17 protein-coding genes are annotated in these 21,111 nt (G+C 68.4%); 12 read left to right on the top strand and 5 right to left on the bottom strand.

Annotated elements, in window-relative coordinates:
• The first annotated feature begins 11 nt into the window (after nt 1-11).
• Complete coding sequence (locus FEK34_RS25060) at nt 12-347, top strand: helix-turn-helix domain-containing protein (protein WP_232052348.1); 336 nt, start codon at nt 12-14, stop codon at nt 345-347.
• A 78-nt stretch (nt 348-425) separates the two neighbouring features.
• Nucleotides 426-1,487, top strand: coding sequence for a discoidin domain-containing protein (locus tag FEK34_RS25055; protein WP_138451625.1), 1,062 nt, complete (start codon nt 426-428; stop codon nt 1,485-1,487).
• A 27-nt stretch (nt 1,488-1,514) separates the two neighbouring features.
• Here FEK34_RS25055 and FEK34_RS30175 read toward each other — a convergent pair whose 3' ends face one another.
• Nucleotides 1,515-1,664, bottom strand: a complete 150-nt coding sequence (locus tag FEK34_RS30175; protein ID WP_171048380.1) for a hypothetical protein — start codon at nt 1,662-1,664, stop codon at nt 1,515-1,517.
• Between FEK34_RS30175 and FEK34_RS25050 the strand changes: the two genes are divergently transcribed.
• A complete protein-coding gene (locus FEK34_RS25050) occupies nt 1,651-2,247 on the top strand; it encodes a hypothetical protein (RefSeq protein ID WP_138451623.1) in 597 nt (198 codons plus the stop codon). The two genes, FEK34_RS30175 and FEK34_RS25050, sit on opposite strands and share 14 nt — an antisense overlap.
• A gap of 148 nt (nt 2,248-2,395) precedes the next feature.
• On the top strand, nt 2,396-7,306 hold the full coding sequence (locus FEK34_RS25045; protein ID WP_138451621.1) for an NAD-glutamate dehydrogenase: 4,911 nt from the start codon (nt 2,396-2,398) through the stop codon (nt 7,304-7,306).
• A gap of 176 nt (nt 7,307-7,482) precedes the next feature.
• Here FEK34_RS25045 and FEK34_RS25040 read toward each other — a convergent pair whose 3' ends face one another.
• Nucleotides 7,483-8,583, bottom strand: a complete 1,101-nt coding sequence (locus FEK34_RS25040; RefSeq protein WP_138451619.1) for an SPFH domain-containing protein — start codon at nt 8,581-8,583, stop codon at nt 7,483-7,485.
• A 214-nt stretch (nt 8,584-8,797) separates the two neighbouring features.
• Between FEK34_RS25040 and FEK34_RS25035 the strand changes: the two genes are divergently transcribed.
• Both FEK34_RS25035 and FEK34_RS25030 read left to right on the top strand, forming a co-directional pair.
• The gene (locus FEK34_RS25035; protein WP_171048379.1) at nt 8,798-10,366 is read left to right on the top strand and encodes an amino acid permease; all 1,569 of its coding nucleotides are present in this window, start codon (nt 8,798-8,800) and stop codon (nt 10,364-10,366) included.
• Between the two features lie 128 nt (nt 10,367-10,494).
• Nucleotides 10,495-12,876, top strand: coding sequence for a serine/threonine-protein kinase (locus tag FEK34_RS25030; RefSeq protein ID WP_138451616.1), 2,382 nt, complete (start codon nt 10,495-10,497; stop codon nt 12,874-12,876).
• A gap of 9 nt (nt 12,877-12,885) precedes the next feature.
• On the opposite strand, the gene FEK34_RS25025 is transcribed toward FEK34_RS25030, so the two are convergent.
• Nucleotides 12,886-13,260 carry a DUF1707 SHOCT-like domain-containing protein gene (locus FEK34_RS25025; protein WP_171048378.1) on the bottom strand — a complete coding sequence of 125 codons (375 nt, stop codon included), beginning with the start codon at nt 13,258-13,260 and terminating at the stop codon, nt 12,886-12,888.
• 151 nt (nt 13,261-13,411) lie between these two features.
• On the opposite strand from FEK34_RS25025, the gene FEK34_RS25020 reads away from it, so the two are divergent.
• The 5 genes from FEK34_RS25020 to FEK34_RS25000 all read left to right on the top strand — a co-directional run bounded on the left by FEK34_RS25020 (nt 13,412) and on the right by FEK34_RS25000 (nt 18,833).
• On the top strand, nt 13,412-13,708 hold the full coding sequence (locus FEK34_RS25020) for a WhiB family transcriptional regulator (protein WP_138451612.1): 297 nt from the start codon (nt 13,412-13,414) through the stop codon (nt 13,706-13,708).
• Nucleotides 13,709-13,769: 61 nt separating this feature from the next.
• Entirely contained in the window at nt 13,770-14,492 is a 723-nt protein-coding gene (locus FEK34_RS25015; RefSeq protein ID WP_171048377.1) for a MerR family transcriptional regulator, read from the top strand.
• Nucleotides 14,493-14,677: 185 nt separating this feature from the next.
• Entirely contained in the window at nt 14,678-15,520 is an 843-nt protein-coding gene (locus FEK34_RS25010) for a hypothetical protein (RefSeq protein WP_138451610.1), read from the top strand.
• A 149-nt stretch (nt 15,521-15,669) separates the two neighbouring features.
• Nucleotides 15,670-16,239: a dihydrofolate reductase family protein gene (locus FEK34_RS25005; protein WP_249359584.1), complete on the top strand. Its 570-nt coding sequence runs from the start codon at nt 15,670-15,672 to the stop codon at nt 16,237-16,239.
• 95 nt (nt 16,240-16,334) lie between these two features.
• Nucleotides 16,335-18,833 carry an ATP-binding protein gene (locus FEK34_RS25000; protein ID WP_138451608.1) on the top strand — a complete coding sequence of 833 codons (2,499 nt, stop codon included), beginning with the start codon at nt 16,335-16,337 and terminating at the stop codon, nt 18,831-18,833.
• On the opposite strand, the gene FEK34_RS24995 is transcribed toward FEK34_RS25000, so the two are convergent.
• Nucleotides 18,830-19,180: a hypothetical protein gene (locus FEK34_RS24995; protein WP_138451606.1), complete on the bottom strand. Its 351-nt coding sequence runs from the start codon at nt 19,178-19,180 to the stop codon at nt 18,830-18,832. The two genes, FEK34_RS25000 and FEK34_RS24995, sit on opposite strands and share 4 nt — an antisense overlap.
• 185 nt (nt 19,181-19,365) lie before the next feature.
• Between FEK34_RS24995 and FEK34_RS24990 the strand changes: the two genes are divergently transcribed.
• A complete protein-coding gene (locus FEK34_RS24990) occupies nt 19,366-19,761 on the top strand; it encodes a DUF1801 domain-containing protein (RefSeq protein WP_138451604.1) in 396 nt (131 codons plus the stop codon).
• A gap of 72 nt (nt 19,762-19,833) precedes the next feature.
• Here FEK34_RS24990 and FEK34_RS24985 read toward each other — a convergent pair whose 3' ends face one another.
• A complete protein-coding gene (locus FEK34_RS24985; protein ID WP_138451602.1) occupies nt 19,834-21,081 on the bottom strand; it encodes a serine hydrolase domain-containing protein in 1,248 nt (415 codons plus the stop codon).
• Between the last annotated feature and the right edge of the window lie 30 nt (nt 21,082-21,111).

The following is a 21,111-nucleotide window of genomic DNA, read 5'->3' as shown; positions in this document are numbered from 1 at the left end:
GGTCGCAGATCGTGGCAGCGGACTCCCGGTCGGATGTCGAATCCTCCCCTCAACCCGACGACGCGGACGAACTCACTCCGAGACAGTCCGCGGCGGCGATATTCTCCAGCAAACTCTCGGAGCTGATCGCGGAGTCGGTGGTTTCCACCGACGACGGATCCACGCGATCGCTGACGTTGTACTCGCTCGCGCAGCACCTCGAACTCGCCTACCCGGATGTGCCGGTGTCCCAGTCGGGGCTGTACCGGCTCATCCACGGGCAGGCGATCCCGCGGTTGGATCTGATCATCGCGCTGGCCCGGGTATTCGACGTTCCGCCGGAATATTTCGTCACGGCCGACAAGTAGGCGAGCCCGCCCCGCTGTTCTCGGTGCCGGGAATAGCGCGGGCTCGGCCGGAGCGTGGACCCGGATACCATCCGGAGCATGCCCGCCGAGGACCCGGGAGATGTCTTCCTTCGTCACCGCGGCGCGGTGCTGGATGCCCTGCTGTCCGATCCCGCGCTCGGTTCATCCGGCGGCGGTGCGGTCACCGACCGTCCGGCATCGGCCGCGGCACCCACCAGCAACACCCCCGACCCCGAACTCATGGCCTCGATCGCCGCGTCCGCGGCGGCGGCCGGCCAGACTTCAGCCGCACCGCGCCGGCGCGAGAGCAGCGCGAGTGAGCGCATCAACGCGCTGCTGAGCGGTCAGTCGCCGGATTCCGGGTCGCATTCGTCGCTGGGGTCGGAGTTTTCGGGCGTGCCCGCCTCCCGGCTGCGCGAAGCGGCGGCCGACGAGCCGTCGCGTACCGAGGCTCCCGCTCCCGCGCAGCGACTGCCCGATTCGGCGGGCCGTCGCGGTGGCCCCGAGCAGATGGCCCGTGACCTGGCCACGCAGCTGCGGAAACCGAAGGTGGCGCTCGGGGTGGCCGCTGCCCTCGCGGTGCTGCTGGTTTTCATCCTTGTGGTCACCGGTGGTGAGGACAAGCAGCCCGATCAGTTGCAGGTGCTCACCCAGGCGCCGACCAGCGCGGCGGAGGCGCCGCCGCCCGGCCCGGCGCCGGGCAGCGTCATCGTGCCGGAATCTGCGAAGTCGCAGTGCCCGCCGGGTGGCACCGATGCCATGGACGCCTTCTCCGGCGAGCCGGGCAAAGCGTGGTCCTGTGCGCGGGCCTATCAGGTCGATGGCCAGATCATCCGCATCGACCTCGGCAAGACCTATGAGATCGAATCGATCGCGATCGTGCCCGGCTGGGACCACGTGGGCACCGACGGTGTCGACCAGTGGGCGAAATTCCGTACCGTGAGCCGCGTTTCGTATCAGTTCGACGACAAGGACGACACCGTCTACACCCAGGAAACCCTCGATCAGCGCACGCTGGTGGAGACCAGGATCGAACCTCCGGTGCAGGCCTCGGAGATCGTGCTGACCGTCCTCGAATCCAGTGGTGCGTCTTCGGTGAACACCACCGCGATCTCCTCCATCGTCATCACCGGGCGGTGAGAGTGTCACCGTGTCCGCACTGATCTGTCAGTACTGCTCGCACCGCGACAGCGGCGGCAACGCCACCTGCACCAATTGCGGTGCTCCCTTGACCTCGCCCGCCGCACCTGCCGCGCCCGCGCGGCCGCAGCCGTCGACAGCGCCGGAGTCGAGCACGCGGGCGATGATCGGTACCACGCTGCGCAAGGTCGGCGAGATCGTCCGCGACGACGCGGCAGCGGTGCGCAAGGATGCCGAAGCGGTGGAACACGCGGTGGCACACGCACCCCATCCACGCTGGCAGTGGCAGGCGGTCGGCGGCGCGATCGTCGTGCTGCTCGTCCTCGGGTTCCTGCTCGCCCGATCGTGTTCGGTGTCGATCCCGCCGCCCGAGGGCACGGCGATGGGGTCGGCGGTCCTGGTGCTGCCCGCGCCGTTGCGCGCGGCGGCATCGTGTCAGCCGATGGCGGAGTCGGGTGTGCCGGTGCAGCGGTGTGTGGTCGCGGCACGGCATCCGATGCTGTCCGGGTCGATCACCTCGGGGCGGGACCTGATCTTTCACGCTCGGCTGGTGCCACGGACGCGGTTGAACGAGACTGTCGGCCAATGGCGTTCGGCCGGATCGACGGTGCTCGCCGACGGTGCGGTGTTCGCGGCGCTGAGCGCTTCGGCCGCCGTACAGTACGCGAACCCGAGCACCGGATTGCTGCTCGACACCGGCACGTTCGCCGGTTCGGCGGGTGCGCGGGAGTTCTTGTCGCGCGCGGGTCTGCTGCAGTGACGGCGATTCGCGCAAACCACGAGCTATAAACCTTCAGCTAATGTACCGTTAGATAGCGGTACGTTGAACAACGTATTATCCTTACTCGGTAACCCCACCCGACGATGGCGGAAGGCGCAGGTCAACGGTGACAACCACACAGAACGCGATGGATGCGACACAGTTCAGGGGTGATCCGACCGAGCTGGAACCGGCCTACTTCCGCTGGATCCGCCCGGATTCGACCGCCCTGACCATCACCGACCGCGCCGGGCACATCCTGCGCCATCACCTCGAGCTCGCCGCGCGACGCGCGCCGGGAACCGTCTCCACCCGGGTCTACCGCGCCGACGACGAATGCGGGCTCGGCCTGGCCATCCAGATCGTCAACGACGATATGCCGCTGCTGGTCGAATCGGTCACCTCGGCGCTGCACCGGCTCGGCGCCACCGTCGCCGAGGTCGTGCACCCGGTCTTCGACGTCACCCGCGACGAAGCCGGCGAACTGCGCGCGATCGCCCCGCGCGACGGCGACGGCGTGCGCCGCGACTACACCGACGCCCACAGCTATCCCGAGTCCTGGATCCACGTCCAGCTCGACCCGACGGTGAGCGCGGAAACCCTCGATCGCATCGAACAGGCGCTGCCGCAGGTACTCAGCGATCTGCGCTCGGTCACCGACGACACCCCGGCCATGGTCGCGTCGATGACGACGCTGGCCGACCGCCTCGATCGCACCGCCGAATGGTCCGACGACGCCGAGATCGCCGAATGCGCGCGCCTGCTGCGCTGGCTGGCCGACGGTCATTTCACCGTCCTCGGTTACAGCGACTACCGGATGCGCCGCACCAGCCCGACCCCGGACGCCGAATTCGGCATGTGGCCGGTGCCCGGCACCGGGCTCGGTGTGCTGCGTGACGGTTCCGGCGCCGAGATCCCGGTGCCGGTGCTCGGCGCGAAGCGACCGGTGCTGCGGCTGACCAACGGTACCGTCGACTCGTTGATTCCCGGTTCGCCGGATCTGTACTTCATCAGCGTCGCCGAATACGCCACCACCGATCCGGGCGGGGCGGGGGCCTCCGGCGACACGGTCGCGGCGGTCAAGGGCGAGCACGTCTTCGTCGGCACCTTCACCGTGACCGGGCTGCACGAGAACATCCTCGATATCCCGGTGATCTCGCGCCGAGTGCATCAGGTCATCGAATGGGCCGGGTTCGAACTGAATTCGTTCTCCGGTCAGGCCATGCTCGAGGTGATGCAGACCTTCCCGCGGGTCGAGCTGTTCTCCACCGACGCGCGCAGGCTCTTCGACACCGTCTCGGCGGTGATGAATCTGGGGCTGCGCCGTCAGATCCGGCTGTTCCTGCGCCAGGACGGGCGCAGCGGCGCGATCTACTGCCTGGTCTACATGCCGCGCGACCGATATTCCACCGAGGTCCGGCTGCGGATGCAGGACATTCTGCTGGCGGAGTTCGCCGGCGACCAGATCAGTTACTCGGCGCGCGTCACCGAGTCCGAACTGGCGGTCGTCTACTTCACGGTGCATCGCGCGCCCGGTGCGACGGCCGATCTGTCCGAGGCCAATCGCGAACGTGTACAGGACATCCTGTTCGCCACCACGCGCACCTGGTCGGACCGTGTGGTGGCGGCCGCCGCGGGAGTCACGGGCATTTCCCATGCGGTCGCGACCGATTACGCCAACGCCTTCCCGGCGAGCTATCAGCAGGAGTTCGGCGCCGATCGTGCGCTGACGGATCTGCGCAGGCTGGAGCGCCTCGGCGAGGGCGAGATCGATACGGTGCTCTACCGGCTCGCCGACGCGCCCGCGGGGGAGTGGCGGTTCACTCTCTATGTCGCGGGTGCGGGTGTGTCGTTGAGCCGGGTCCTGCCGGTGCTGCACAGCCTCGGCGTCGAGGTCGTCGACGAGCGGCCCTACCGGATCGCGCGGCAGGACGGCCCACTGCGCTGGATCTACGATTTCGCGCTGCGGGTGCCCGCAGCGCTGTTGCGCGATTCGCTCGACCCCGATATGGAAGCCGATCTGCTCGATCCCGCCGCGGAGCAGGCCACGGGTATCCGGCAGCGGTTCCCGGGCGCCTTCGCCGCGATGTGGTTCGGCGACGCCGAGGTCGACGGCCTCAACGAGCTGGTGCTGCGCGCCGGGGTGCACTGGCGCCAGATCGCGGTACTGCGCGCCTACGCGAAGTACTTGCAGCAGGCCGGGTTCGCCTACACCTTCGGCAATATCACCAGGGTGCTGCTGGCCCATCCGGCCTTGGCGGCGGCGTTCATCGAATTGTTCGACGCCTATTTCGATCCCGAGGCGGCGGGCGAGGAGTCCGCGAGCCGGATCGAGGAAATTTCCCAGCGGCTGCGCGCGGAGATCGACGCGGTGGTGAGTCTGGATACCGACCGCATTCTGCGTGCGGTGCTCGAGTTGATCACGGCGACATTGCGCACCAACTACTTCCGGCGCGATGACCATGGCGAGCCGGCCGGCTATCTGTCGTTCAAGTTCGATCCGCAGGCCATCGCCGAACTGCCGCAGCCGCGTCCGCGCTTCGAGATTTTCGTGTATTCGCCGCGGGTGGAGGGTGTGCATCTGCGGTTCGGTGCGGTGGCGCGTGGTGGTTTGCGGTGGTCGGATCGGTTGGAGGATTTCCGGACCGAGATCCTGGGTTTGGTGAAGGCGCAGGCGGTGAAGAATGCGGTGATCGTGCCGGTGGGTGCCAAGGGTGGTTTCGTGGTGAAGCAGCCGCCTGCCGCCACGGGCGACGCCGGTGCCGATCGGCAGGCCATGATGGCCGAGGGTGTGCGCTGCTACCGCACCTTCATCTCCGGTCTGCTCGATCTCACCGACAATGTCGATCACAGCAGCGGCGCCGTGCTGCCGCCCGCGCGGGTGGTCCGCCGCGACGGTGACGACACCTACCTGGTGGTGGCCGCCGACAAGGGCACCGCGACCTTCTCCGATATCGCCAATGACGTCGCCAAGAGCTACGGCTTCTGGTTGGGCGACGCATTCGCTTCCGGCGGGTCTGTCGGCTATGACCACAAGGCGATGGGCATTACCGCCAAGGGTGCCTGGGAGAGCGTCAAGCGGCACTTCCAGGAGATGGGGATCGATACTCAGGCCGAGGATTTCACGGTGGTGGGTATCGGTGATATGTCCGGTGATGTGTTCGGTAATGGGATGTTGTTGTCGGAGCACATTCGGTTGGTGGCGGCGTTCGACCACCGGCATATTTTCTTGGATCCGACTCCGGATGCGGCGTCGTCGTTCGCGGAGCGGCGGCGGATGTTCGAGTTGCCGCGGTCGTCGTGGGCCGATTACGACAAGACGCTGATCAGCGACGGCGGCGGAGTGTACGACCGCTCCGCCAAGGCCGTCCCGGTCTCGGCGCAGGTGCGTGAGGCTCTCGGCCTGCCCGCGGGAGTGACCACGATGTCACCACCGGAGATGATTCGCGCCATCCTGCAAGCGCCGGTGGATCTGCTGTGGAACGGCGGCATCGGCACCTACATCAAGGCGAGCACCGAATCCCACGCCGACGCCGGCGACAAATCCAATGACGTCGTCCGGGTGGACGCCAACCAGCTGCGCACCAAGGTGATCGGCGAGGGCGGAAACCTCGGTGCGACCGCGCTCGGGCGCATCGAGTTCTGCCGCAACGGCGGCCGGATGAACACCGACGCTCTCGACAATTCCGCGGGCGTGGACTGCTCCGACCACGAGGTCAATATCAAGGTCCTGCTCGACGCGGTGGTGTCCGGCGGCGACCTCGAGGCGAGCGAGCGCAACGAACTGCTGGCCTCGATGACCGACGAAGTCGCCGAACTGGTGTTGCGCGACAATATCTCGCAGAACTTCCGGATGGGCCTGTGCCGCGCCGAGGCGGCCGCCCGCAATGCGGTGCACCGCCGGTTGCTCACCGAACTCGAGACCCGCCGCGGCGTGGACCGCAGGCTCGAAGCGCTGCCCAGCGACGCCGAACTGGCCCGCCGGGCCGACGAAGGCGCCGGACTCACCTCGCCGGAGCTGGCGAATGTGGTGGCGCATGTGAAGCTGTCGCTGAAGGCGGATGTGCTGGCAGGCGACCTGCCCGACAGCGCCGCGTTCGCCGCGATGCTGCCCGGCTACTTCCCGACCCCGCTGCGGACCCGCTTCGACGCGGCCATTCGCAAGCATCCGCTGCGCCGGGAGATCGTGGCCACCATGGTCGTCAACGACCTGGTCGACTACGGCGGCATCACCTACGCGTTCCGGCTGGCCGAGGAGGTGGGCGCCACCACCGACGACGCGGTGCGCGCCTTCACCGCCGCCGTCGAGATCTTCGGCCTGCGGGAGGTGTGGCAGCGCATCCGCACCGCGCCCATTCCGTCCGCCGCGCGTGATGCGTTGGAACTGGAAACCGGCCGCACCCTGGAACGGGCCTCGCGGTGGCTGCTGCTGAACCGGCCGCAACCCATCGCCATCGGCGCCGATATCGCCCGCTACCGCGACGGCGTGACGGCGCTGGCCGGCCGGGTCTCGGATTGGCTGCCCGGCTACCTCGCCGAGGACCTGACCGCTCGCTCGCAGCGCGCGGTCGCCCTGGGTGCCCCGGCGGAGCTGGCCACCGAGGTGTTCCGGCTGATCCACCTGTTCCCGCTGCTGGACGTGCTCGATATCGCCGACATCGCCGAACGCGACGCCGATGAGGTCGCGGTGCTCTACTTCGCGCTCAACGAGCACCTCGATATCGAGCGGCTGCTCACCGCGGTCGGCAACCTCGAACACGGCGACCGCTGGCCCACCCTCGCCCGGCTGGCCGTGCGCGACGACCTGTACGAATCGCTGCGGCTGCTCACCCTCGACGTGTCCACCGCGACCGAACCCGACGACACCGTCGCCGAGAAGATCGAATACTGGGAGTCAACCAACCGGCCCCGGCTGGCCAGGGCCGCGGCGGCGCTCGGCGAGATCTTCGACTCCGGCACCTACGATCTGGCGACCCTGTCGGTCGCGGCGCGGCAGGTGCGCGGAATGGTCAGCGCCGGTGGGGAGTCGAGTGTGGTGACGGCGGGCGCTGCGAGCTGAGCGCAGCACCCGATAAGGGGCCGGTGGTCGTCAGGCCACCGGCCCCTCGCCGTTTCCGGAGACTGCCGAGGCACGGGATTTGCGCCGTCGACGGACTCTGCCGTGCATCGCCGCGGTCGAACCGGCCAGGGCCGCACCCAACTCGCGATCGTCCGGACGCGATAGACCTGTGTTGGTCAGGGCCGGGCCGGCGACCCGCAGTCGCCACAGAATTTCGCCGCGGCGACCAGTTCGGCGCCGCAGTTCCCGCAGTGGCGCGGTGCGGTCGTCAGCCGGTGACCGCAGTGCATACAGAATCGGGCGGCCGCCGGATTGTCCGACGCACAGTCCGGGCAGGTCTGATGGGCGGCCGCGGCCGGTGCGGGCAACGCGGCGGGTTCGGCCGGCGGGGGAGCGGGTGGCATCGGCTGGGAAACCGGCGCGGGCGGCGGCGCGCTCGTGTGCTGGGTGATCGCGTTCAGGCCGAGGGCCGCGCCGAGAAAGCCCGAGTCCGGGCCGGTGCCGCCGTGGGCGAACCCCTGACTCGCACCCAATGCCAGCTCACCGGCCGCGTACTGGCGGAAGTCGCCGGCCAGTTTGATGTAGGTGACGTCCTTGGCCAGCCGCTTGAGCCGGTCGGCGTCCTCCGGTGCGAGGGTGATGTCGAAGTTGCCCATCCGCACGATGCGCAGGCCGTATTCGTAGAGGGTGATGTTGGTCTGCCGCAACACCGCTGTCTCGATCGACGGCAGGTGCGCGGACAACCCGAGCACCGGCCATTCGCCGCGCGAAACTCCCTGGGTCACCGCGATCTTCATCGATTTCAGCAGCAGATCGGCACACCAGGAGTTCAGCGCGCCCGGATCGGCGAGATCGGCGGTGCCCGCGAGATCGGTGATCAACTGCCCCGGATCGCGGACCGCCAGCGCGAATTCACCGAAGACCCGCAGCGTCACCACCTGCTCGCTGACCGGGTCGACGATATCGGCGAGCCGACCGCCGAACTTGAGGCCGGGGAATTCGCGGGTGGAGACGAAATACAGTTCCGCCCGATAGAAGTTCCCGCCGGACAAGGTGTCGACCAGCGCGCCGAGCACGGGCAGTTCATCGGCGTCGATGCGATGGCGGCCCGGCCCCATGGTGGCGACCACCTGACCGGACTTGACGAACAGCGCGGTCTGATCGGCGTTGACGATGGCGCGGCTGTAGCGGCGGATATTGACATCGGGCCACTTGTAGACGAGTTGACCCGCCGCGGTGTCCGGCACCGCGATGAATTCCCGATCGAACCACGCCATGAACGCTCCATCCGCGAGTGACATCACATAACGTACCGCTTGGTATCGGCACGATCATTCGGCTGTGACCAGTGCGTTTAGCGGTCCGGCGCGAGGATCTTTGAAAGTTCTTGGTTTCCAGCGTGTTACGTCGGGTAGATACCTATTGAACGTGCCGCTGTCTGACGGTACATTACCCATAGATATGATCGCCGCCACAGGAAAGGCCATCACCATGACCACTGTTCGACCTACCTCGGCGCCGGCTGCGGCCGCACTGCCCGAGCCGGGCGCGCCGGCGACGTCGGTCGACGCGCTGCACGCCGAGGACGCCGGCTACCACAAGTCGTTGCGCCCGCGTCAGCTGCAAATGATCGCCATCGGTGGCGCCATCGGCACCGGACTGTTCCTCGGTGCGGGCAGCCGGTTGGCCAGCGCCGGACCCGGCCTGTTCATCGTCTACGCCATCTGTGGCGTGTTCGTGTTCTTCATCCTGCGGGCCCTGGGTGAACTGGTCCTGCATCGCCCGTCCTCCGGGTCGTTCGTCTCGTATGCCCGCGAGTTCTACGGCGAGAAGCTCGCCTTCGCGGTCGGGTGGATGTACTTCTTCCACTGGTGCATGACCGGGATCGTAGACATCACCGCCATCGCCACGTATGTCCATTACTGGGGAGCGTTCGAAGCGATACCACAGTGGACGATCGCGCTGATCGCGCTGGTCCTGGTGGTCGCCATCAACATGGTGTCGGTCAAGTGGTTCGGCGAACTGGAGTTCTGGGCCGCGCTGATCAAGGTGGTCGCGCTGGTCACCTTCCTGATCGTCGGCACGGTGTTCCTCGCGGGCCGGTTCGACATCAAGGGCCAGACCACGGGACCGAGCCTGATCACCGACAACGGTGGTCTGTTCCCCACCGGTGTGCTGTCGCTGGTGCTGGTCACCACGGGTGTCGTCTTCGCCTACGCCGCGGTGGAACTGGTCGGCACGGCCGCCGGTGAGACGGAGAACCCGGAGAAGGTGATGCCGCGTGCCATCAACTCCGTCATCGCCCGGATCGCGCTGTTCTACGTCGGTTCGCTGGTGCTGCTCGCGCTGCTGCTGCCCTACACCGCCTACAAGTCCGGCGAGAGCCCGTTCGTCACCTTCTTCGCCAAGCTCGGCATCGACGGCGCCGGTTCGGTGATGAACCTGGTCGTGCTCACCGCGGCCTTCTCCAGCCTCAACGCCGGGCTGTACTCCACCGGCCGCATCCTGCGCTCGATGTCGATGAACGGCAGCGCGCCCACCATCGCCGCCCGGATGTCGAAGTCCGGTGTGCCCTATGTCGGCATCCTGGCCACCGGTGCGATCGCGCTGTTCGGCGTCGGCCTGAACGCGATGGTGCCGGAGAAGGCCTTCGAGATCGTGATCAACGTGTCGGCGCTCGGCACCATCTTCGCGTGGGCCGCGATCGTGCTGTGCCAGTTGCAGCTGTGGCGCTGGTCGAAGCAGGGCAAGGTGGAGCGTCCGTCCTTCCGCCTCATCGGTGCGCCGTATACCAGCATCGCGACGCTGCTGTTCCTGGTCGGCGTGGTCGCGCTGATGGCCTTCAGCGACGACGAGGTCCAGCGCGGCGCGGTGATCGCGATGGGCGCCATCATGATTCCGGCCCTGGTCGGCGGGTGGTTCCTGGCGCGCGGCAAAGTGCTGCAGCTCGCCCAGATCCGCGGCGGGCACACCGGCCAGTTCCCGGTGCTGGCCGAGCGTCCGCCGCGCAAGGATGCTCGCGAAGCGGTGGTCATCCTGGAAAAGCCCGACGAACACTGAGTATCGCCGCTGCCCCGGACGCATAATCCGGGGCAGCGGTGTTCCCAGATCCGGGAACAGCGCAGGCGCGCGATGGTCGTGCGGCGCACCAGAATAAGGCCTCGGTTCAACGGGTTCGAGGGGTTCATATGCCGGAACAGCCCAGCACATCCGACCAGCAACGCCTGCCCGCCTGGGCCGATCGGCGCATGCGCGGGATGGAGGTGCCGCACCGCCTCGCCCCGCACTGGTCCACCCGGCGAATGAGTAAAGCCGAACTATCCCAGCGGGTTTCGCCGCCGCTGGCGCCCACCGAGATCTCGCCCGGCGACAGCACCGAGCCGGCCGGACTCGACGATTTCGATCTGGCCGAACTCGACGAGCTGGAGACCGGGTCGGGCCGCAATACCCCGTCACGGCCCAGCGTGCGCCGACTCGGCGCCGGACTCGTCGTGGTGCCACGGGTCACCGAAACCGACCCGCTCTCCGCGGTGCTGGAGAACCCGGAAGTTCCCGAGCACAAACGCTTTTGCTGGAACTGTCAGGACCCGGTCGGACGCGCCACCGCCGACGGTCCCGGCCCGGTCTCGGGGGAGTGCCGCCGATGTAAATCCCCGTTCAATTTCCGGCCCGCGCTCAGGCCCGGTGAACTCGTCGCCGACCAGTACGAGGTGCAGGGCTGTCTGGCGCACGGCGGACTCGGCTGGATCTATCTGGCCATCGACCGCAATGTCAGCGATCGCTGGGTGGTGCTCAAGGGGCTGCAGAATCCGCTCGATTTCGAAGCGCATGTCGTCGCGCTGGCCGAACGACAGTTCCTGTCCGAGGTGGCGTACCCGGGCGTGGTGAAGATCTTCAACTTCGTCAAGCACAAGTCCGCGCGTGAGGTGGCCGACGGCTACATCGTGATGGAGTACGTGGGCGGGCAATCGCTGAAGTCGATGCTGGATCGGGGCGCGCCCGACCGCATCCCGGTCGCCGAGGCCATCGCCTACCTGATGGAAGTACTGCCCGCGCTGGACTACCTGCATTCCATCGGCCTGGCCTACAACGATCTCAAGCCCGACAACATCATGGTCGGCGACGACGAGGTCAAACTCATCGACCTCGGCGCGGTGGCCGCCATGGAGTCCTACGGAAGCATCTACGGCACCCCCGGCTATCAGGCACCCGAGATCTTGCAGACCGGGCCGACCGTGGAATCCGACATCTACGCGGTGGGCCGGACGCTGGCGGCGTTGCTTTTCGATCTGCCCACCGATTCCGAAGGCCACTATCTGCCCGGCATGCCCGCACCCGAGCAGCAACCGATCCTGCGCCGCTACCCCTTCCTGCACCGGCTGCTGCTGCGCGCGACCGACCCGGACCCACTGCGCCGGTTCCCGTCTGCCTACACCATGTACTGCCAGCTCGCGGGCGTGCTGCGGATGGTGCTGGCCGCCGACACCGGCCTCGAACATCCGCAGGCCTCCACCGAATTCGGTTCGATGCGCGGCGATTTCGGTATCGACACACTCATCGGCCAGACCGACGGCATGGTCGACGGCATGCACCGGATGCCCGCGGTGGACGCGGCGAGCGTCGTCGCGGCCCTGCCGATCCCGCTCATCGACAGCGAGGATCCCAGCGCTGAACTGCTGGCCACGCTGCTGCACGGCGACCCACGGCACATCCTCGACGTACTCGAACGCACCACCGAACGGATCAGCGCCGGAACCATCGAAGCGCCCGAATCCTTCGACCTGGAGGGCCCGCTGACGGCGGTGCGCGCCCACCTGGATCTGGGCGAGGTGGGTCCCGCTCGCGCCCGGCTCGCCGACCTGCGCCCGCGTTTCGGCAGGGATTGGCGGATCCAGTGGTATTCCGGCATCGCCGACCTGCTCGACGGCCATTACGAACGGGCCTACGCCTGCTTCGACGAGGTGCACACGGTATTGCCGGGGGAGATCGCGCCCGCGCTGGCGCTGGGCGCCGCCGCCGAACTGGCCTTGCAGCATCTCGAGCAGCCCGAGCACACCGATCGCTGGCACAGCGCCGCCATGGAGTACTACCGGATGGTGTGGCGCACCAACCACGGTGTGGTGAGCGCGGCGTTCGGGTTGGCGCGCCGGCTGGCCGCCGATGGGGAACTGCTCGAAGCCGTCGGCGTCCTGGATCAGGTGCCCGTCGCATCACGCCATCACGCCGTCGCGCGAATGACCGGATGTCTGCTGCTGGTGTCGCGGCCGGTGGGCGAGATCATCGCCGAGGATCTGCGTGAGGCCGCCGAGCGGCTCGAGGCCCTGCCCGAAGAGCCGCGGACGCTGCAACTGCAGGTCATCGTGGTCGGCGCGGCGCTGGAATGGTTGCGGGCGGGCCATGCGGCGGCGGATAGGGGAGCGGCACTGCTGGGATTCCCGTTCACCGAACCGGGATTGGCGCGTGGACTGGAAACCTGCCTGCGCGCCCTGGCCCGCACCGCGCCCGATCGGCTGCACCGATACCGGCTGGTCGACCTCGCCAATCACGTGCGGCCGCACAGCCGGTGGTGAACCGCGGTCTCAGCTCGTCGCGCGCTTAGACGGTAGGCGTCGCAGGATCACCCCGGCCGCGATACCCGCCGCGATCGGCAGCAGCAACAACCACCAGCTGCCGAAGACCAGCGCGGCCAGCACACCGAGCACGACGACCGTGCCCGCGCCGACCGCCGGCAACGGACTCGGCGGCGGGCCGAGTGGAACGGAATCCGGCACGGCACCGGGCAGATCGGTGAACAGCTCGGCCAAGTGCTCGGGCCGGTCGGCCGCCGCCACCGCGGCGCTGCGGATCTCGAACTCGTCCAGGCTCAGCCTGCCGGTTCCCAGATGATGGGTGAGCTCCCGCAGGGCGCGTTCGCGCTCGGCGACACTGATCCGAAGCCCCGGCGAATCGGTCATACCCGAAGAATAGGCGCGCGATACCGCACGTCGGCCCGCTCGAATTGCCATGGGCGGGAAGGACGCCGGGCCCCGATCGAGTGACGGTTCCCACATCTGGGGAGAATTTAGGCTGACTCCGGCACGAACTCGCACCATGAGGAGTCCAGGTATGTCCACCGTGATCGAGCGCACCATCCCGGCCGCATACGCCTGGGATTGGCAACTGCGCGGATCCTGCCGCGGGGTGGAATCGGCGGTGTTCTTCCACCCGGACGGCGAACGCGGCCGGGCCCGCGCCGCACGGGTACGACGGGCCAAGCAGATCTGCGACAGCTGCCCCGTCCTGGCCCAGTGCCGCAACTACGCGCTGGCCGTCAGCGAGCCGTACGGCATCTGGGGCGGCATGTCCGAAGACGAGCGCAGGGCCGCGGCCCGCCGCAGGTCCTGGGGTCATCAGGGCGCCTGAGCGGACGCGCCGCGCCCATCCGCGCCCGCTCCGACACGCCCGGATGTGGTTTCCTTGATGTATGGCTGGGCGTGTGGAGTACACGATCGACGAGCTTGCTCGCGAGGCCGGCACCACGGTGCGCAGCCTGCGGGTCTACCACGAGCGCGGGGTGCTGCCACCGCCTCGGGTCAAGGGCCGCACCGGGTTCTACGGCGCCGAGCACCTGAACCGGGTCCGCACCATCAGCCGGCTGCTCGATCGTGGCATCAAACTCAACGGCATCAAGGAGTTGCTCGCGGCTTGGGACCGCGGTGACGATCTCGGTGACGTCCTCGGGGTGAGCGAGGACGCGACCGAGTCCGCGGCGAGCGCGGCGACCGAGGAAACCATCCCGGCGACCGAGCTGGCCCAGCGCTACAGCACCGTTCCCAACGGCCTGGCCCGCGTCGTCGCGGCCGGGCTGTACGAACCCGTCGACGCCAGCACCTATCGCCCGGCCGACCGCAAGCTCATCGGTGTTCTCGAACAGATGGAGGCGGCCGGGATTCCGGTCGACGACATGCTGGCCGAGCTGGAGAAACTGCGCACCGACGCCGACCGCATCGCCCGCCGCTTCGTCGGACTGTTCCACCGCACGGCCTGGCAGGCGTATCAGCAGTCCGAGCGGTCGGGCGCCGATCGCGCGGAGCTCACCGAGAGCCTCGATATCGCCAAGGTGGTGCCGGGGCAGGTCGCGGGTGAGCTGGTGAACCGGTTCGTCGCGCGGTATTTCGACGAGGACACCGAACTCGCCGAGCTCTGAGCCGCCCGGTGACCTGAGGTCCCGCACGCTACGAACACTCGAACTCCCGCTTTCACCTGCTGATTTCCCACCCATGGTAGTTCTTCGCGAACTAATGTGCCGCTAACTAACGGTACATTGAATGGCGACAACGATGGGCTGTCGGTCAGGCAAGATCCCGATCAGCGAGGAACGGAGTGATGGCGATGCGAGCGTTCACAGGAACCCGCCGGACGCCGGCATGGCTGGCAGGCGCCGCGATCGCGGCGGCGCTCGCGCTCGGCCCGGCGGCCGTCGCGAGCCTGGCCGCCGCACCCGCCTCCGCGGTGGTGCTCGAGTCCGTCGACGGCTCCGGTACGGGAGTCGAATTCGTCAGTGACACCGGTGGCGCGACCACCGACGGCGGCACCAGCGGCGGAGTAAGCGATGGGGGCACGAGCGGCGGAGTCAGCGACGGAGGCTCCAGCGGCGGAGTCGGTGCCGACTCGGGAATCGGTGGTGGCTTCGGTGACGGCGGCATCGGCGGTGACGGTGGCTTCGGCGGTGACAGTGGCATCGGCGGTGACAGTGGCTTCGGCGGCGGCCTCGGTGACGGCGGTTTCGGCGGTGGCCTCAATGACGGCGGTTTCGGCGGCAGTACACCGGATCCGGGCCTTCCGAGCCTTCCTGATCTGGGCGGGGATTCCGGTATCGGCACACTCCCCGGAGCGGGTGAGACGCCACAGTTGCCCTCGCCACCTGATACTCCCGACGCTCCCGGCACCGGTCAGCCCGCGCCCGCCGATCCCATTCACCCGCACGACCCGAACGACGGCTGGCACAACGACCGCTGGCCCTTCCCCGACCCTGGCTACCCGTTCAGCCCGTTCTTCCCGAACACGCCCGCACCGGAGCCGCACGACGACGCCGATCCGCCCTGTGCACCGTGGCAGCAAGGCGCGCACTGCGATACCGACCTGTTCGACGGCGGACCCGCGCAGCCGGGACCGCACATTCCCGGCCTGCCGTTCGGGCTGTCGCTGCCCAGCGGCAGTGCCGGCCTGCTGTAGTCCGCGTAAGCAGCGGGCGGGCAACGACCGAGGCCGCTTCTACCTAGGTAGATAGTCGCGCTCCTACCGATGCGCGCCGCCGAGGCCCGGCGCAACAATGCACACTGTCGCACAGCTAGGGACAGTGAGGGTTGCCTGGAATGGGAAGCGTGACGTTATGGATGCAGATTTCGCTCGACGGCTTCGCCGAAGGGCCGGATGACGAGGTCCACTGGCCGGTCGTGGACGAGGAGCTATGCGAATCGTCTCTCGACCAGTTGCGCCGCGCCGACCTGTTTCTCTACGGCCGCAAAACCTACGAGATTATGGCCTCGTTCTGGCCGACCGCCGATGCCGCGCCGGGGATCTCGCCGTTCTACCTGGACTTCGCCCGTTGCTGGAAGGAGAAGCCGAAGATCGTCTTCTCCCGCACCCTGCGCACCGCGCCGTGGAACACCAGTGTGATCGGTGCGGACATGGTCGAGCGGGTCGCGGCGCTGCGTGATCGTCCGGGCTGCGACATGGTGCTGTTCGGCGGCGCGGAGACCGCGTCCACGTTCATCAAGCACGACCTCGTCGACGAGTATCGATTGTTCGTCCACCCGATGCTGCTCGGCGACGGGGTGCGGTTGTTCCACACCGGGCCCGAAGCCGCGGGGCTGCAACTGGTCGACGTGATGACCTTCGACAGCGCCGTGGTCGGCATGCACTATCAGCATGCGAGCCGCGCGACGAGCTGAGCACGGTCGACGGGCACCGTGGCGTGGGCCCGGTGGCGGCGTACTCCGGCGAAATTTTCTTCCGCCCCGGGGTTCATCGGCTAATTTACGTCCATATGGTCGTGTTACCGGTATCCGACGGAGTGCTCTCCGAATCCGCTCATGAGTTCCTCGGAGTGAGCGAATTCGTCGGGCGTACGGCCGAATTGGCCCGGCTGGAGGACCTGCTGGCCGGTGACGCGCGGTTGATCACGCTGGTGGGACCCGGCGGAATCGGCAAGACCCGGCTGGCGGCCGAAGCCCTGCGGCGCATGCCGCACGATCAGCGTCAACCGGTGTATTGGGCCCGGCTGGCCGAGGTCGAACGCGACGACCACCTCGCCGACGAGGACGTGGTGCGCTCGGTGATGCGCACCGACGGCACCGATCCCTCGGAGTGGGATCTGCTGATGAGCACCTTCTCCGATGCCACGGCCTCCGACGAGCGGCGAATCCTGGTGCTGGACAACTGCGAGCACGTGCTGCGCAGCGTCGGCCGGGTGATCACGAAACTGCTGGCCACCGCGCCCGCACTGACCATTCTCGCGACCAGCCGCGAACCGATCGGCTGGATCGACGAATACATCCTCACCGTGCCGCCGCTGGCCCCCGGCCAGTCGCTGGCGCTGTTGCGGCAGCGCGCCGAACGCACCGGGCGACCGATCCCCGACGATCCGGAGCAGCTCGAGATCGCCGGACAGATCTGCCGTCACGTCGATCACAGCCCGCTGTTCGTCCGGCTGGCCGCGGCCCGGCTACGTCATCAGCCGCCGGCCATGGTGCTGGCCGAACTCACCGGCGATGTCGACGACAAACGCATGCGCTGGTCACACGGTGTGCGGGTGGGCAACGAGCACCGCCATCGCGGGGTGTACGACGTCATCGCGTGGTCCTACGACCTGTGCGGGCCCGAGGAAAAGCTGCTGCTGGAACGACTGTCGGTGTTCGCGGCCGGATACGAGACCGACGGCGCTGACTCGGTGCGCAACGGGATCGAGCTCGCCGACGCCGTCGCGGTGTGCGCCGATGAGACGCTTGCGCCAGGCACCGTCGAGTATCTGCTGGAACGGCTCGCGGAACGCTCGCTGCTGTCGACCCATCAGACCGCCGAATCGGTGCGCTGGTATCTGGTGGAGAGCGTGCGGGTGTTCGCCCGGGATCGCTTGCAGCGCCGGGATCCGGCCGAGGCGACCCGGATGGCGGATCGGCACCGCTGCTACTACCGCGACCGGGTGGTGGTCGGGGCCGACGACTGGTTCGGTCCGCGCGAGCGGGCCTGGGTGCACTGGGTGCGCACGGCCTGGGACAACATCCTGCTCGCCATCGACACCGGACTCGATGATCCGGAGACCGCCGTCGTCGCCCTGGAAACGGCCGCGGTCCTGCTCGCCACCTGGATTCCGTCGATCCGATGCGGCGGATGGGCGGTCACCCGGCTGACCGAGCGGGCGCTCGAGGCCGCCCGGACCTCGTCGCCCGAGGGCATCAGGCATCGCGTGCGCGCCTCGGCGATGCTGGCGTGGAATGCCATCTGGCAGGGCCGCAACGAATACGCGGCGCGGCTGCTCGACGAATGCGTGACGTTGTGCCGGACCGGTTCGGACTCGCAGGTGCCGTGGCGCGACACCATCGACACCGATACCGGACTGCCCGCTCCCGTCGAATGGACGTGGGGGCTGGAGCTGATGCTCGTGCGCCGGGACCCGCGGGCCATCGGCGTGCTGGACCGGGCCCGCCGCAAATACGCCGACGCCGGCGATCACGCGGGCGAGGAGGGCAGCGATATGTTCCTCGCCCTGTGCCGCGCCGCGCTCGGTTCCCGGTCCGCCGCCCTGGACAGTTCCGCGCGGTACCTGGAACGTTCGATGAGCTCCGGATCTGATCTGGCCAAGGCCTGGGCGCAGATCACGCGTTCGGTCGCGCTGGCGAAACACGGCTCTGCCCGCGAAGCGCTGGAACTGATCGACGCACTGCCGGCCGATCAGCGGCGCACCAGCGACAGCTGGACCGCGATCTGGGCGGTCGCCGCGCGCATCATCGCCAAGACCCAGCTGCTGCGCGCCGAGCGCGAGCGGCGTGCCGCGGTCGCGATGGCCACCGAGATCGCCCGCATGGTGGGAAGTTTCGAGGAGTTCGACCGAACGATGGGCGTCGCGGTCGCCGCGTTGCCGCTGGTCGCCGCCGAATTGCGGGTGGCCATGGAGGTGGCGTCGGCGGCCTTCGGCGAGGGGCCGTCGGGTGCGGACGGGCCGGGGGAGCAGCTGGCCCCGCCGCGGTCGCGGCTGTGGGACACCTTGTCGCGGGCTGAGCGCGATGTCGCCATCCTCGCCGCAGCCGGCTGGCCCAACAGCGCCATCGCGAGCCGGCGGCACAGTTCGGTCCGCACGGTCGACGCGCAGGTGGCAGGGATCCGGCAGAAGCTGATGATCTCCTCCCGCAACGGGATTGCCGCCCATATCCCCGCCGAACTGGCCGAACGGGTGCGCGAGGAGGCCGGACAACGACCGCAGCGCCCGCGGCGGACGCGCGGGGGCGCTGACTCGATCGACGTGATCGGCGGTGCTGCCAGGTTTTAGTCCGGGCCGCACTCGCCGTGGCAACGGCTGCTGTAGCCGGGCTTGTTGTCGGACTCGGTGGTGCTAGAGGAGTTGCGCAGCCCGCCATGGTTGTGCGAGCCGTAACCGCGCCCCTGCCCATATCCGCGGCTCTGACCGTAACCACGCCCGTGGCCGTGCCCGTGGCTGTCGCTGCCTCGGCTGCTGTGGCTGTCGCCGCGCTGGCTGGAGGCCTTGGCGTCCGCGCCAGCGGGCATCGCGGCCGCGATCTGCGGCGCCACCGCGGCGGGTACGAGGGCCAGCGCGCCGGCGAGGGCGGTGGTGGCCAGGATCTTGCGGACCGTTCCCCGCTGGAAAGTGCTGCTCATGGTCTGCTCCGTTCGTTGTGCCAGTGCCCCGCATCGGGTCGGCAGTTGGGCCTCGGCTCTGCCTGACCCAATCAATGTGTCGTTATGTAACGGTACGATAGTCGATGTGACGCTGATTGCAGTACCGATATTCCCGGAGCTGGGAAGTGCTGACCGGACTGTGCTGTGCGTGGTGTGATCGAGGGGTGACCTACCGAGTCGATCCGCGCGTGGATGACTACATCGACGCGCTGCCCGCCTGGCAGCAGCAGATCTGCCGGGAGGTGCGCGATCTCGTGCACGCGGCCGACCCGGAGGTGCAGGAGACGATCAAGCGGACCGTGCAGCCGTACTTCGTGCTCGACGGCAATATCTGCGCGCTACAGGCGGCGCGGACGCATGTGAACGTGTTTCTCTACGACGGCGCGATCGTCCCCGACCCCGAGGGCATCATCACCGGCGGACACGACAACAAGACCGCCCGCACCGTCGCGATTCACGAGGGCGAAACGCTGAACGCGCCCGCGTTGCTGGCCATGTTCCGGCAGATCATCGCCAACAACCGTGCCGGAGGCTGGCGCAAGCTCAAAGGCGCGCAGTGAGGCTGTCGCTCGAGGGCGCGCGCCGAGGCTTTAGCTCCTGAGCGCGCGCTGACGCGCCGGCAGCTGAGCGGTTCAGCTCGCGGCGGCGGTCAGTTCGGCCGGACCGGCACCGCGAGCCGAGCGCGCGGATCGAACCGCCGCGGCAGCGAGCATCGGCAGCCGCCCATCACCCAGCGACATGGCGTGATTGCCGAGCTGGTTGGTGACGAAGGCGATCGACAGACCCAGGCCGGGCATCGCCATGGCGCCGGAGCCGCCGATGCCGTAGTGGCCGAGGGCGTGGCGAGTCAACGTGGCGCCGACGATGCCGCGGTGATAGCCGAGCGCATGGTGCGGCGGGGCGCCGAGCACATAGTCGAAGCGACTGTTGGCCGGCATCCTGGCGATCATCCTGGTCGTTTCCGGCTTCAACAGCCGTCGACGGCCGATGCGTCCGTCGTTGGCGATCGCGCCGTACATCGCGGCCAGCGCGCGAGCGGTGAACACGCCGTTCCAGCCCGGCATCATCGCGGTGTAGGGGCGCTCGGTCTGGCTCATCTCGGCCCAGCCGTCGTAGATCACTTCGCGCAGCGAGGTCAGCGGCCGCAGCGATCCGGTCAGCCCGGTCAACCGATCGAGCGGCACGCGGGCGATATGCAGGCGCGGCGACAGCGGTGCGATGCGCGGCCGATGGTGTTCGGGGACGCCGAACCAGAGATCGTCATGACCGAGCGGTTCGGCGAGTTCGGTGCGCACCAGCTCGGGGAACGGCTTGCCTGTCGCGCGCTGGGCGATCTCGGCCACCAGCGTGCCGAAGGTCAGTCCGTGATAGCCGGAGGCGCGCATCCGCAGCGGATCGGGCGCGGCGGCGGCGAGTGCGGCGGCCAGGGCGTCGTGGTCGAGCATGCGCTCGGGATCGTCGAGCAGTCCGCGGGTGCGTTGCAGGCCCGCGCGATGGTTGAGCACCTCGCGGACGGTGATGGTGTCCTTGCCGTTGGCGGCGAACTCGGGCCAGTAGGTGGCGACCGGTTCGTCCAGCGCGAGCAGGCCGCGTTCGATCAGCCGATGTGCCACCGTCGCGGCCACGCCCTTACCGGTGGAGTAGGCCAGTGCCATGGTGTCGCCACGCCAGCGCCGGCCGGGTGCGGCCCAGCCGCTCCAGATGTCGAGCACGGGCGCGCCGTCCAGATAGACCGCGAGCGCCGCGCCACCGTGGCGGCGACGCCGCACCATCGCGAAGAACTTCGTGGCCACCGGCACGAAGCGGTCGTCGATGAGCATGTGCGATACGGGCGGGGCGGTGTCCTCGGCCCACGCGTCATCGGTCCCGGTAGCCGGCATGATTCAGACTCCTTTGTCTGCGAAAACGCC

The organism is Nocardia cyriacigeorgica, from assembly GCF_005863245.1.
In the GTDB taxonomy this organism is placed as follows: domain Bacteria; phylum Actinomycetota; class Actinomycetes; order Mycobacteriales; family Mycobacteriaceae; genus Nocardia; species Nocardia cyriacigeorgica_C.
This window is presented reverse-complemented; position numbering and strand designations above follow the sequence as displayed.

Excerpts from the sequence above, each read along its gene's own strand:
- FEK34_RS25055 (WP_138451625.1), top strand. The coding sequence starts at position 426 with ATGCCCGCCGAGGACCCGGGAGATGTCTTCCTTCGTCACCGCGGCGCG.
- FEK34_RS25050 (WP_138451623.1), top strand. The coding sequence starts at position 1,651 with ATGATCGGTACCACGCTGCGCAAGGTCGGCGAGATCGTCCGCGACGAC.
- FEK34_RS25045 (WP_138451621.1), top strand. The coding sequence starts at position 2,396 with ATGGATGCGACACAGTTCAGGGGTGATCCGACCGAGCTGGAACCGGCC.
- FEK34_RS25040 (WP_138451619.1), bottom strand. The coding sequence starts at position 8,583 with ATGGCGTGGTTCGATCGGGAATTCATCGCGGTGCCGGACACCGCGGCG.
- FEK34_RS25035 (WP_171048379.1), top strand. The coding sequence starts at position 8,798 with ATGACCACTGTTCGACCTACCTCGGCGCCGGCTGCGGCCGCACTGCCC.
- FEK34_RS25030 (WP_138451616.1), top strand. The coding sequence starts at position 10,495 with ATGCCGGAACAGCCCAGCACATCCGACCAGCAACGCCTGCCCGCCTGG.
- FEK34_RS25025 (WP_171048378.1), bottom strand. The coding sequence starts at position 13,260 with ATGACCGATTCGCCGGGGCTTCGGATCAGTGTCGCCGAGCGCGAACGC.
- FEK34_RS25020 (WP_138451612.1), top strand. The coding sequence starts at position 13,412 with ATGTCCACCGTGATCGAGCGCACCATCCCGGCCGCATACGCCTGGGAT.
- FEK34_RS25015 (WP_171048377.1), top strand. The coding sequence starts at position 13,770 with ATGGCTGGGCGTGTGGAGTACACGATCGACGAGCTTGCTCGCGAGGCC.
- FEK34_RS25010 (WP_138451610.1), top strand. The coding sequence starts at position 14,678 with ATGCGAGCGTTCACAGGAACCCGCCGGACGCCGGCATGGCTGGCAGGC.
- FEK34_RS25000 (WP_138451608.1), top strand. The coding sequence starts at position 16,335 with ATGGTCGTGTTACCGGTATCCGACGGAGTGCTCTCCGAATCCGCTCAT.
- FEK34_RS24995 (WP_138451606.1), bottom strand. The coding sequence starts at position 19,180 with ATGAGCAGCACTTTCCAGCGGGGAACGGTCCGCAAGATCCTGGCCACC.
- FEK34_RS24985 (WP_138451602.1), bottom strand. The coding sequence starts at position 21,081 with ATGCCGGCTACCGGGACCGATGACGCGTGGGCCGAGGACACCGCCCCG.